This window comes from Clostridium sp. UBA6640, assembly GCF_002455975.1.
Taxonomy (GTDB): Bacteria; Bacillota; Clostridia; order Clostridiales; family Clostridiaceae; genus Clostridium_J.
Map to the genome: position 1 here is coordinate 17,603 of NZ_DKLM01000154.1, position 12,861 is coordinate 30,463.

Below are 12,861 nucleotides of genomic sequence, written 5' to 3' on the forward strand. Positions count from 1 at the left end.
AAATTAACTCCTTCTATTTCATTTTAGGGAATCCAAGTTGTCTTAACCCCTCATAAGCTATAATTGCTACAGTATTAGATAAATTCAATGATCTAGTAGTAGTGTTTATCATGGGAACTCTTATTAAAGTATCTATATTATCATTTCTTATATAATCTGGTAATCCCTTAGATTCACGACCAAATACTAAAAAATCACCCTCTTTAAAGCTTACATCACTATGGAACTTTTCTGCTTTTGTAGTACAAAAATAAAAAGTTCCTTCTTTATATTTCTCTCTTAAATCTTCATAGGATTCATGAATTTCTATATCTAATAGTGGCCAATAGTCTAGTCCAGCTCTTTTAATTTCCTTTTCTTCAAGACTAAATCCTAGTGGCTTTATAAGATGAAGCTTACAGTCTGTAAGCACACAAGTCCTTCCTATATTTCCTGTATTCTGAGGAATTTCCGGTTGAAATAATACTATATTTAAATTCATAGCTATACCTCCATATTATGTCATTAATCATTATCATACTCTAATTAGCTAACTTCGTAAAGTTAGTATACTTTAATACAATCACTTGAAATTATAACTTTTCTATTATTTATTAATAATAAAATAATCCCTAATGATTGGAAAGAGCATTGTTCCCAATTACTAATTCTATTAAATTAAATTTATCTTCATATAGATATACAAAATATTATACTTTAAAATCCCTTTTATTTGTAGTACCTAAATTCTATCTACCCATTTCATATATATGGATAAATTAACTTAAAATTTAATTTATAGCTAGATGTGGTATTTCAATTCACAATTCACAATGCACAATGCACAATTAAGGATGAAATTATTTTTTATGAAAATAATTTCCTAAAACATATTTTTGACTAGCAATATAAAATTGCTAGTGATTGTGGCGAACACTGTTCGCCGCTACAAAATCAATTCTAAATTTCTCAGCTTTTGCTGAGAAATATCCATAATTGTGAATTGTGAAATGTGAATTGTGAATTCAATAGTTTTAGCTATAATGCTAAAGGCACCAATTACTTTCACATATACATTAATCTTAAGACTAATATATGTATATTACATACATTTAAAATTATAAGCTATAAAAAGAAGAAATCCCAACTTGCATTAGGATTTCTTCTTTTAAATTTATAATATTAATATTATATATGATAAGAATACTGTATAAGTATTTCTTATGAGGCAAGTTTTTACTCTTTATTGAAGATTTCTTTTATCCAGTTTTTAAAGCCTTTTTTCTCTTCTACTTTTTCTTCTACTTTTTCCTTGGATTCTGCTTTTTTAAGCTCAGGAGTTTTCATTACAAATTTAACCTTACCCTCCATATTTTCTCCTAGTCCAGTAAATGTTCCATAATCTTTTGAAAGCTTAACTATTTCATCTTTCACTTCAATTATTTCGCTTAAATCGCCCATCTTATTATTAACTTCATTTTTCATTTTTTCAATTCCTTCATTATGGAATTTACTCATATTTTTAAATAATTCATCAGCACCTAAAGCTAATTTCTCTGATCCATCTTGAAGTGTTTTTCCACCATCAATCAATTGCTTTTGTCCATCATTTAAAGAAGTTTTAGCATCACTTAATTTAGAAGTTCCTTCTTTTAATGCTGTTGCACCATTTGACACTTCATTAGCACCAGCAGATAAAGCTTTAGCTCCTTCTGAAATCTGACTTCCTCCATTTTTAAGTGCTGCACCGCCTTCTTTTAATTGAGACATTCCAGAAAGTACTTTTTCTGATCCTTCCTTAGTTTGTGATAATCCTCCTTCTAGTTTTTCAAGTCCTCCTAAAAATTCATTTCCACCATTTTTAAGAGAAGCTATACCTTGTTTTTGTCCTTGGATTATCATATTTAATTGGCCAACCATTGCCTCATTTCCTGGAACTTGAGATAAAGCTTTTGCCACTTTTTCCAGCTCTACAGTACTACCATTTAACTGATCTAATCCTTGAAGTTCTAAATTCTTCTTCTCTTTTAATGTAGTTGCACCTTGTAGGCTTTGTTCTATTCCACCTTTTACTTGGTTTTGACCATCTATAAGCGCATCAGTACTTGAAGTTATTTTCTCAATGCCATTAGTAAATTCATTGACTTTAGAACCAAACTCTTCTAGTCCTAATGAAAGTTTGGAAGTTCCTTCAGATAGCTTACCTAGATTGTCGGCTGCTTTACCTATTCCATCAATGGCCTCTCCTGCACCAGATGCAAATTTGCTTACCCCTTCATAATAAGTTTTAAAACCATCGCTAAATTCACCTTGTTTCTTTGAGAAGGTTTCTGCCCCTTGAGCAAGTTTACTACTAGCATCTTGAAGTTTGTCTATGCTTTCAATTAATTCATCTACTGATTTTATACCTTCTATATCTTCTATTAAAAGCTCTGGGGTAGCAGTAATCATCATAGGTGACATAGAAAAATCTTCAACCTTAGCTGTAATTTCTAAGTTTTCTGGTATATTTATCACTCCATCCTTTAAAGCTAAACTTTCTTTTAATCCTGGCATATTAATAAAAGTTATTATTTGATTGTTACCATCATTTATCACTTTTCCGCCATTCACTTTTACATTAGTAAAGTTTTCTACAGGTAATGTTGCTAATGTAGCTACTGTAAATGGTGTGTATACTACTTTATTTTTTCCTTTTACAGTTACTTTATGTTTTTCATTGTTTTTATAGTCAACTTTTATTTTTAATTCACCAGACTTTCCTATCAACTCTTCTGGCTTAATTGACTTACCATCTAGTTCATAAGAAATTTTAATTTCTAGTGGAAGTTTTTTATCAGTTGTACCTTGATAAAATATATCTTTTCCTTCCATCTTCCAAGTAACATTTTTCTTTGATATTTCTGGTTCTTCACTACCTTTTAAATTTTTAATATTTGCTAACTCACTTTTATCTTTTATCTCAGAATTTTTATTATCAGAACTTAACCAGTCACTTACTATTCTTTCTTCTACATTTCCTTGAGAATCTAAAGTAATATATACTGTTTCATCTTTTTTAACTAATTCTGCTCCATAAACCATATTTCCGCTTAATAATGTTCCTACCATTACTAAAGCTAATACTCTTTTAGACATACATTTCTTCATCTTCTTTTGCCCCACTTTCACCTTTAAAATTTTTACTAGTCTTTTCAATCACTTTTTCACAAACTAAAAGTATTGATGGAAGTATAAATAATATTATTAACATACTTATAATTGCTCCTCTAGCCATTAATGTACATAAGGAGCTAATCATTTCAAGTTTTGAAATGATTCCAACACCTGCAGTTGCAGCAAAGAAACTTAAAGCACTTGTTACAATTGATTTAGCTGAGCTCTGAACTGCAATAGTCATAGCAGAACATTTGTCCAGTCCATTTCTCATCTCTTCTCTAAATCTTGAAGTTAGAAGTATTGCATAGTCAACTGTGGCTCCCAATTGTATAGTTCCTATTACTATGGATGCAACAAAAGGCATGGTTGTCCCTAAATAATAAGAAATACCTAAGTTAATTAATATAGCAAGTTCTATAGATAGAACTAATAATATTGGAAGTGAGAATGACATAAATACTCCCGCTATTATAACAAATATGGCTAAAATTGAAGCTATGCTAACCCTCTTAAAATCAGTATCTGATATTTCAATTAAATCTTTTGTAAGTGGAGCTTCTCCTCCTACTACACCTTCACTATCATAAGATTTAACTATTTTATTCATCTCTTCTATTTGTTTATTTGCTTCTTCTGTAGCTGCTTTATAAGAAGAATTAACAATTATTTGCTTATAACCTTCCTTTTGAAAATTATCCTTTATTGTGTCTGGTAAAAAGTTCTCTGGTAAAGTTGGTCCAATAAATTTTTCAGGAGCTAAAACAGCTTCTATACCGTCTATATTTTCAATTTCTTTTACCATCTTGTTAATATCATTATTAGAAACTGTATCTTTAACAATTATCATATTTGTTGTAATCATATTATAATCATTTTTAAGTTTATTGGTAGCCACAATTGAAGGTAAATCCTTTGGTAGTGACTCATCAAGATTATAATAAACCTCAGCATTCACCTTTCCATATATAGCAGGTATAAATGCAATTATAAATATTGCTAAAAATAATTTATATTTTTCTGTAACTAATGATGCAGTTTTTTCAAATTCAGGTAATATTGTTTTATGATTAAATTTGTGAATAGCGTTATCAAAAGTTAGTATTAATGCTGGAAGTACTGTAACTGTACATATTAATCCAATGAATACTCCCTTAGCCATAACAAATCCTATATCCTTACCTAATCCTAATTCCATAACACATAATGCTAGAAATCCAGCAATTGTAGTTAATGAACTTCCTGCTACTGCCGCCATAGTATTAGCTATAGCCTCCGACATTGCTTCCACTCTATCTTCTGTATATCCTCTTTCCTCATCATACCTGTGTAATAAGAATATTGAGTAGTCCATAGTAACCCCTAGTTGTAAAACTGCCGCTAAAGCTTTAGTTACATAAGATATTTCTCCAAAGAATATATTTGTTCCAAAGTTGTATAATACTGCTAAACCTATACTTGTCAAAAATATGATTGGAATAATATAAGAATTCATTGTCAAAGCTAAAACTATTGCAGATAATATCGTTGCAATTAGTACGAAAAATGGTGTTTCATTGTCTGCTAATTCTTTTGTGTCTTTTACTATCCCTGCCATACCACTTAAAAAACATTTATTATTAATAATTTTTCTTATTTCACCAATACCATTTTGAGTAGATTCTGATGAAGAACCATCCTCAAATTTTATAATTAACATAGTTGAATCATCACTATAAAATATTTTACTAAAGCTTTCAGGTAAAATTTCCTTCGGTACTGATGTATCTAAAATATCATTAATCCATACTACCTTTTGAACCCCTTCAACTTTACTAACCTTTTCTTTTAAATCAACTACATCTTTGGTTTCCATATTTTCAATAATTAACATGGACATTGATCCACTATCAAATTTTTCATTCAATATTTTCTGTGCTTTCATTGTATCCAATTCTTCTGGTAAATAAGTAAGCAAATCATAATTGACTCTTGTGCCTATAAAACCATATAAAGCTGGAAATATAAGTAGCACTGACAGTATTAAAATTAATACCCTGTTTTTAGCAATTGCTCTACTGATTTTCTTCATTTTAATTCCCCACCCCTTAAATATTTTAATTAAGTAATTTTTTTATTGATTCAAATAGTATTGGCTTCATTGATTCAATAGGTGCAGGTTCTTCTAAAATTATTGAACTATAGCAAACCCCACCAGTTAATTCAATAATTAAGAATAATAATTTTTCTGCATCCATTGTTATATTTTGTTTTTGCTTTAGCTTTTTTACAAAGTGAAAATATATATCATTCATCTCTTTGTACTCATTTTCATTAAGTAAAGCTTTTTTATAAAGTCCCCAAGTTAGATTTTTATATATTAGCTTTAGAAGTTTCTTATCTCCCTTTAAATAATTAATTGTATAATCTATGAAAAATATTACTTCATCAGATAAATCATCAAAACATTTTTTATTTGAAGCTTCTATTGCTTCTTTTAGCACTAAACTACTTTTATTTAATATAATTAAATGTTTTAAATGATATTTATCATTAAAATAAAGATAAAAAGTTCCCTTCGCTACTCCAGCTTTCTTAGTTATTTCACTGATATAAGTATCATTTATACCCTTTGTCGTAAAAAGTTCATAAGCTACATCCATTAGATTTTTCTTTTTCTCAAGTTTATTAGCTTCTGACTTTTTCATTGGCTCTTTGCCCTTTGTTTCCAACCTCACTTCACTCCTTAAGTAAAAATGACTCCAAGTCATTTTTTGCTCTAGATATATTCTATTACTATTTTAGAAGAAAATCAATAGTTTTTTGACCCCTGGTCATTTTTTTATTTAAAACACCAATTTGTACTATAATTAGTATAACAAAATTAAGTGCTTTTAACTTGTAAAAATAAAAATGCCATTGCAAAATAACAATGACATTTTTACTAGAATTATTTAAATATTTTCATTTAATATAAATTTCTCTATAACTTCTTTAACCCCATCTTCATCATTAGTTGAAGTTATGTATTTAGCTTTATTCTTTACTATTTCTTCACCATTTTTCATAGCTACTCCTAGTCCTGCATACTCTATCATTGACAAATCATTTTCATTATCACCAATTGTTATTATCTCATCTTTAGATAAGTTATAATAACTAGCTAACATTTCTACCGCCCTACCCTTAGAAACATTTTTATTCATAACTTCAAAATTATTAACTAGTGAACTCACTACCTCATATTTACCTAAAGATTTAATCTCTTCCTTTGCTCTTTTTATTTTTTCTATATCGTCATCAAAAGCAACAGCCTTCAAAATATCAAGTTCATTTACACTAAAAACTTCATTCCAATCCTCAACTTCTTTAATTTTTATTTGAAGATTATTTGGTAATGTTTTATTCAATCTAGAATAAAATCTTAATGAATAACTTGTTTCTCCTGCATATATACTATCATCAGTATAAAAGTGAGGAACTAAATTATGCTTTTTAAATATTTCTAATAATTCAAAGCAATCTTTTTTTTCCAATATACATTTATATATAACTTCTTCTCTATCTTTTTCTCTTATATATGCACCATTAGAAGCTATTATAGGGGCTTTAACACCTATAAGTTCTCCATAATACTTGGCAGAAGTAAATATTCTTCCTGTACATATGGCAATTTTCACCCCTTTATCATGAGCTTTTTTTATGGCATCGAGATTTTCTTTGCTTATTTCCTTTACGCTATTTAAAAGAGTTCCATCCATATCTGTACATATTAACTTATATTTCATTTCTATTCTCCTTTTCTACAAATAACCTTAGGGTAATAAGATGTTATTTATATTTTATCTTTAAATTAGAAACTTTATCCTAATCTTGTATCCCTATATAGTTCTATTTAAGAAGGCCAAGTTTACCCTACTAGCAAATTTGTAGCGGTAAACTTGGTCCTGTTCACATTTAATAAACCTCAATATCATTACTTATCATAATCCAAAATACTTCTTCATTATATAGTTTATCCTATTATCCTTGTTCTTAATATACTCTTCTATAAAATTAAAGTATTCTACTCTCTCTATTGAGATATTTTCAATTTTGTTACCGTAAAATTCTTCATAAGAAAGATTCACTAAAGTATTTAACTTATCCTTTAAGTTAGGATTCTTTATACCATTTACAAATTCTAAATCCCCTATTTCTTCATTCTTAATAATTCCTATAGCTTCTAATCTTCTTAAATAATATTGATAAAGCGGAATTACACTTTTACTAGATATTATTTTATTTCTTTTTCTATAAAAACTAGCTATTCTAATTAATATATATAACACTATTGTAACTATTAAAGATAAATATTTAAATGTGTTATTATCTTTAGAGTTTAATTCTAAGTCCCAGTTTTCTTCCTCTTCTTCATTAAATCTATCCCTATTAGGTGCTGTATTTTTATTTTTCTTATTGTCATTTTCTAAAGATTTTTCTTCTTTTTCCTTATCCTCGGCTACATTTTCCTCTTCAAACTCAGTAGGTGTAGGTGAAGGATCTACTACTGCCCATATATCTCTACTAGGATCTATTAAAATTTCACACCAAGCATGTGCTTCTCCATTAGTTACAATATACTCACCATTTTCATCAATATTATTAGGAGTTTTAAACCCTTCTACATATCGTGCTGGTATTCCAGNNATTCCAGCAATCCTACACATAATAGCGGTTGCACTAGCAAAATAAGTACAATATCCTTTCTTCTCTTCAAATAAAAAATAATTAACAAAGTCTGAATCCATAGGTACATTAGAAACTTTTAAAGTATAAGGGTAGTTCTCACTTAAATAATTTCTTATGCTTCTTGCTTTTTCAATAACCGTATCATTCTCTCCAACTATTTGATTAGTTAAATCATAGACTTCTAAAGGCACACTACTTGGAATTTGCATATATTTTTTATAATCTTCTTCCATGGCTGTTTTCATTTCATAACTTAACTTAGAAATTTCATTAAAGAAATAAAGTCCTTCATCAAAATCTCTTATAGAAAAGTTATAATAATTAAATTCATGGGCATATGTAATATCCCCTTTATTATTTATCATACTTTCTACAGTTTCTACCACATCACCATAAGGTCCATTATACATGTAATAAACAGCATCATAAGGTTTATTTACATCTGCTCTTGATAAAAATGTCGGAATTTTATTATAATAAATCCCATTGTAATCACCTTTTATATCAATTCCCATATTAGGAGTAAAAAAACTTGTGGTATTAAATTTTTTTGTAGGAGTAATTCTAGCACTTCCTAAAGAAGCCCCAACTCCCATGTCTCTTCTTTTTAAATATGAATTTTCAAATTTAAAATTTTTATCCTTTTTACCAATATTCTTATCTGTTGTAGTCCAAGAACTTCCAGTATAATATTCCTTTACACTCCCCTTTAAATAATATGGTTTTGGAGACTTTACTCTAAATACCTCCTGTTTATTTAAAGTAATAGGACCACCTAACTTCTTTTCACTATTACTATACCCAGAAGAATTTATAGTGAATTCACCATTTAATGCACTTTCTCTACCATCACTTGTTTTTGCAAAGGTATTATTAAAAAATTCTCCATAATTACTTAAGTTCATGCCACTATAATCTTGTGGTAATGTTGATATAATCTTTATGATTACAAAAGTTATGATTAATGCATATGGAATTATCTTTTTTATATGTAAATTAACTTTTAATTCCATATTTTTATATCTTTTTGCTAATTTAAAATAATTAGCTACAATAAAGGTTATTATAGTTACAAATAAATAGTAATAAAGATTATTTATTATTATTTGGCTGTAATGTAAATACCAAAAACTTACTACAAATATAAAATTTAATAATATTATACTTTTATTTTTTTTATAAGTTATATAAACTAATAATGCGACTAAAATAGGTAGAATTATCAAAAATATCTTTTCATATTGAGAAAAATAAGTTGTACTATTTTTCAAAAGCTGTTTATTTATCTGTAACGCATTTTCAATAATAACATTTTGAAAAAAGTTAATTACTAACCCCTTATTTTTATATCCGTAAATTACTCCAAATGCCAACACAATAAAGGTAAATACTATTTTATACTTAACTTTATTTAATACCTTGGAATAGAATCCATATAAAATTACACCTATTAAAAATAGCATTAATATAAATTTATAATTAAATCCAACTATCTTAAAACTTTCTATTAATATTTTTATAGTCACTACTAGATTAATAAACACTAATAGTATTGCTATTAATTCTTCCTTTATCCTACTCATAAACTCACCTGATCTCTTAATTAGCTATAAGCTATTTTTTATAATTTCTTTAAAATCATAGCAGTTAATTCCTGTACCTATAAGAAATCTAATATCTTCCATTATTCCTAAAGAATTATTGTAATAAAATAAATTAACATTATAACCTACACTTTTTAAATGTAAAAGTTCATCTTTCAATGCAGAAGTTAAATTACAGGTAATTATACCTAAAAAACTTCTTCCTCCTAAGGAGCTTAAACTGCTATTTATAAAGTCTACAAATTCTCCTTCTCCATCACTATTGTGACATAAAAAATACTCCATAACTCCACTAAAATCCATAGAGTTTTCCACTTCAAATCTTTTATTATCAAAATTATTTATATGTATTTTTGATTTTACCCCTAAATTTACAAATTTCTTTAATAGTGAGGCAGTGAAATCAATCATAAGTTCTTCTTTCAATTCCTCCTCTTTATTGGTAAAATCTATTTTCTTCATATTTAAAAACAAATTACATTGAGTACCTGAAATATAATCATAATTTTTTACATATAATTCTCCTTGTTTAGCACTAATCTTCCAATGAACTCTTTTAAGACTATCTCCTATTCTATATTGTCTTATATCTTTAATTAATGTTAAATCTTCTACTTTGCTATCACTACTCAATAAGTTTTCTAGCTTTTCACTGCTGCCAAGCTGAAAAAACTTTATATTATAAATTTTAGGATATACCTTTACTCCTAGCTTATGATTTATATTTTTATTAAAAGTTATTACATTAAATAAATCTGTTATCCTAATTGTTGTTACTCCAAAATCATATATTCCTCTTTTATTAAAAATAATGGTTCTTTTAATCCATTTATCACTATTTAATTGAAGAAAAAATACATCTCCCTTGTATATTTTAATTAAATCAGAAAATGTACTATTTATTATTTCCACATATGGTATGGGAATAAAACTTCCATTGCTAATAACCAGTGAGAATTCATCTTCATCCCCAACACTATACTCTAATTCATTATGTTTTATTCTACACTCAACATATTGTAATGATAAGTACATATATAATATAGATATTAGAAGCATTATAAATAAGGAGTAAAAAACACTATAAGGAAGATTTCCCCCTGAAACTTTGGCAAAAACAAAAGAAACAATGGTAAGTAATATAAATTTAATATTAACTTTAATCATATTTTTTCACCTTTGGTACTGGTATTGTTCTTAATATCTCAGAGACAATTTGTTCAGCATCAACCCTACTTGCTCTTGTGCTAGGACTTAATAAAATTCTATGACATAAAACCAATTTAGCATTTTCCTTTATATCTTCAGGAATTACGTAATTTCTACCTTTAATTAATGCAGTAGCTTGTGCAATTCTTTGCAGACTTAATGATGCTCTTATACTCGCCCCTAAAACCAGGCTTTTGTTATGTCTAGTAGCATTTACAATGCTTACTATATACTCATTTAATTCCTTGTTTATATAAACATCCCTAACTCTACCCTGAAGCATCAAAATTTCTTCTCGAGTTATAATAGATTCTAAAGTTTCCAGCGGGTTTTCTTTTCTATAGATACTCAATATAGACGCTTCATCTAGCTCATTTGGATATCCCATTTTAACTTTAATCATAAATCTATCAAGTTGTGCTTCCGGTAATGGGAAAGTACCTTCATACTCTATAGGATTTTGAGTTGCCATAACAATGAATGGTTTTTCTAAAATATAAGTTGTTATTCCTTCTGAAACCTGCTTTTCCTCCATAACCTCTAATAATGCTGATTGAGTTTTAGGCGAAGTTCTGTTTATTTCATCTCCTAATATAATGTTAGCAAATACAGGTCCTTTCTTAAACTCAAATTCATAGTTTTTAGGATTATATATAGACACACCTATAATATCTGATGGTAATAAATCTGGTGTAAATTGAACCCTGCTATAAGTTAAATTTAAAGTTTTAGTTAATGCTTTTACTAATGTTGTTTTCCCTACTCCTGGTACATCCTCAATTAGTATATGACCATCAGCTAAAATACCTTTCATTATATTATAAATTTCATCCTTCTTTCCTATAATCACTTTTTCAATATTATTTACTATACCTTCAATTAGCTCAACTTCTCTATTCATAATCATATCCCCCAATAAGCAAAAAATTCTGATTTATGCAAATCATATCATATTCTTATTAATTTTTGTGTCCAAGCCACTTGAACTATTACATAATTATACTACAAAAATTAAGCTTGCCATATGGTTATTTAAGTTATTTATGGATAATATACACTGTTTATTGATATCTTAAATTTAATTTAAATATTTTTAATATAATTGTTCTTTTTTATAGAAATACGAATATTTTCTTAATTAATTTCTTTGAACTAATAAAAAAGAAAAGCGAATTTTCACTTTTCTTAAAAATTATTCAGTTTTATTTTAAAACTTCTCCCAATGAATTGCCTTTAAAAGTATAATAGCAATCTTTTCTATTGCTCTCATTAATATTTATATTATAAAGCTCCATTAAATCTTTTGAAACTTCGATTTTTTCTATTATATATATATTAATACTTTTTAACAAAATACTATTATCATTATATTTTGCCAAGTCTTTCACTCCTTATAAAACAACCATAATAATTGTTTATCTATATATTATGTATTATGAAGTATAGGGATACAATGTGAAAGCTTAATATATACTCTGGAAAATAAGTTTTCTATAAAAATAACTTAAATCCTTTAAAATTAGGGTTGAACAATATGCTCACTAACCTTTTTTAATATATCTTAATATTTTTCAACTAAAAAAGCTCTAAAATTTTAAAAAATTTAGAGCTTTTTTAGCTAATTCTTTTCTATTTTCTAATTCTTGCAGCACTTTATCCAAATATTAACAGTTTTAGTATAAATCTTTGTTACTCCACAATTTGGACTACATTCATGCTTATGTGAAGATTCATGATTTTCTCCAAGTAATTCTTCCTCTAATAATTCTTCTTCACTTGGTATTTCTTTGTTTATATCACTCATATTATGCACCTCTTATACATATTTTTTTAAATTCAGCTTCAATACAGTGTGTAAATCTTAGTAATATACTGATAGTATTTATTTTTTTATTTTTATGATAACATGTAGTCATATCAATATTCACACTACTTACCTACTCCATTGAAGATTAAGTATTTAAAGGTATTTATATTTTAAAGATATTAACCTTCTGCGAATATATAATTACATTTCCACAATCATTTTCATCATCATTACATTTATTACGAGATTTACACTTATCATTATCTATTCTAATTTTATACCTTGGTCTACAGCAATCTTCATCATCTAGTAGTAATATTAATAATAAAATTAATAAAAGTAACTCATTACAACGCCACATTTATAACACCAACTTTTATAAATATAAGTTATCTT

At 27.2% G+C, this 12,861-nt stretch carries 11 protein-coding genes; all 11 read right to left on the reverse strand.

Annotated features, from left to right (window positions below):
* Nucleotides 1-13 precede the first annotated feature (13 nt).
* The 11 genes from B2W91_RS17650 to B2W91_RS17700 all read right to left on the reverse strand — a co-directional run bounded on the left by B2W91_RS17650 (nucleotide 14) and on the right by B2W91_RS17700 (nucleotide 12,826).
* Entirely contained in the window at nucleotides 14-481 is a 468-nt protein-coding gene (locus B2W91_RS17650; RefSeq protein ID WP_291583296.1) for a tRNA (cytidine(34)-2'-O)-methyltransferase, read from the reverse strand.
* A 734-nt stretch (nucleotides 482-1,215) separates the two neighbouring features.
* Nucleotides 1,216-3,129, reverse strand: coding sequence for a hypothetical protein (locus B2W91_RS17655; RefSeq protein ID WP_291583297.1), 1,914 nt, complete (start codon nucleotides 3,127-3,129; stop codon nucleotides 1,216-1,218).
* Entirely contained in the window at nucleotides 3,110-5,206 is a 2,097-nt protein-coding gene (locus tag B2W91_RS17660; protein WP_291583298.1) for an efflux RND transporter permease subunit, read from the reverse strand. Before B2W91_RS17660 ends, B2W91_RS17655 begins: the two co-directional genes overlap by 20 nt.
* A 25-nt stretch (nucleotides 5,207-5,231) precedes the next feature.
* Nucleotides 5,232-5,852, reverse strand: coding sequence for a TetR/AcrR family transcriptional regulator (locus tag B2W91_RS17665; protein ID WP_414633134.1), 621 nt, complete (start codon nucleotides 5,850-5,852; stop codon nucleotides 5,232-5,234).
* Between the two features lie 216 nt (nucleotides 5,853-6,068).
* Nucleotides 6,069-6,902, reverse strand: a complete 834-nt coding sequence (locus B2W91_RS17670) for a Cof-type HAD-IIB family hydrolase (protein ID WP_291583302.1) — start codon at nucleotides 6,900-6,902, stop codon at nucleotides 6,069-6,071.
* 195 nt (nucleotides 6,903-7,097) lie between these two features.
* The gene (locus B2W91_RS17675; protein WP_291583304.1) at nucleotides 7,098-9,428 is read right to left on the reverse strand and encodes a transglutaminase domain-containing protein; all 2,331 of its coding nucleotides are present in this window, start codon (nucleotides 9,426-9,428) and stop codon (nucleotides 7,098-7,100) included.
* A 24-nt stretch (nucleotides 9,429-9,452) separates the two neighbouring features.
* Nucleotides 9,453-10,616, reverse strand: coding sequence for a DUF58 domain-containing protein (locus tag B2W91_RS17680; protein WP_291583306.1), 1,164 nt, complete (start codon nucleotides 10,614-10,616; stop codon nucleotides 9,453-9,455).
* Nucleotides 10,609-11,559 (reverse strand): AAA family ATPase, encoded by a 951-nt coding sequence (locus B2W91_RS17685; RefSeq protein ID WP_291583309.1) that lies wholly within the window; start codon nucleotides 11,557-11,559, stop codon nucleotides 10,609-10,611. The genes B2W91_RS17680 and B2W91_RS17685 overlap by 8 nt, the downstream gene beginning before the upstream one ends.
* Before the next feature lie 301 nt (nucleotides 11,560-11,860).
* A complete protein-coding gene (locus B2W91_RS17690) occupies nucleotides 11,861-12,037 on the reverse strand; it encodes a hypothetical protein (RefSeq protein WP_291583311.1) in 177 nt (58 codons plus the stop codon).
* 257 nt (nucleotides 12,038-12,294) lie between these two features.
* Nucleotides 12,295-12,462 carry a hypothetical protein gene (locus tag B2W91_RS17695; protein ID WP_291583313.1) on the reverse strand — a complete coding sequence of 56 codons (168 nt, stop codon included), beginning with the start codon at nucleotides 12,460-12,462 and terminating at the stop codon, nucleotides 12,295-12,297.
* Between the two features lie 166 nt (nucleotides 12,463-12,628).
* Nucleotides 12,629-12,826: a hypothetical protein gene (locus tag B2W91_RS17700; RefSeq protein WP_291583315.1), complete on the reverse strand. Its 198-nt coding sequence runs from the start codon at nucleotides 12,824-12,826 to the stop codon at nucleotides 12,629-12,631.
* Nucleotides 12,827-12,861 lie beyond the last annotated feature (35 nt).

Bases quoted from the DNA above. Each gene is read 5' to 3' on its own strand.
- B2W91_RS17650 (WP_291583296.1), bottom strand. From the start codon at position 481: ATGAATTTAAATATAGTATTATTTCAACCGGAAATTCCTCAGAATACA.
- B2W91_RS17655 (WP_291583297.1), bottom strand. From the start codon at position 3,129: ATGAAGAAATGTATGTCTAAAAGAGTATTAGCTTTAGTAATGGTAGGA.
- B2W91_RS17660 (WP_291583298.1), bottom strand. From the start codon at position 5,206: ATGAAGAAAATCAGTAGAGCAATTGCTAAAAACAGGGTATTAATTTTA.
- B2W91_RS17670 (WP_291583302.1), bottom strand. From the start codon at position 6,902: ATGAAATATAAGTTAATATGTACAGATATGGATGGAACTCTTTTAAAT.
- B2W91_RS17680 (WP_291583306.1), bottom strand. From the start codon at position 10,616: ATGATTAAAGTTAATATTAAATTTATATTACTTACCATTGTTTCTTTT.
- B2W91_RS17685 (WP_291583309.1), bottom strand. From the start codon at position 11,559: ATGAATAGAGAAGTTGAGCTAATTGAAGGTATAGTAAATAATATTGAA.
- B2W91_RS17695 (WP_291583313.1), bottom strand. From the start codon at position 12,462: ATGAGTGATATAAACAAAGAAATACCAAGTGAAGAAGAATTATTAGAG.
- B2W91_RS17700 (WP_291583315.1), bottom strand. From the start codon at position 12,826: ATGTGGCGTTGTAATGAGTTACTTTTATTAATTTTATTATTAATATTA.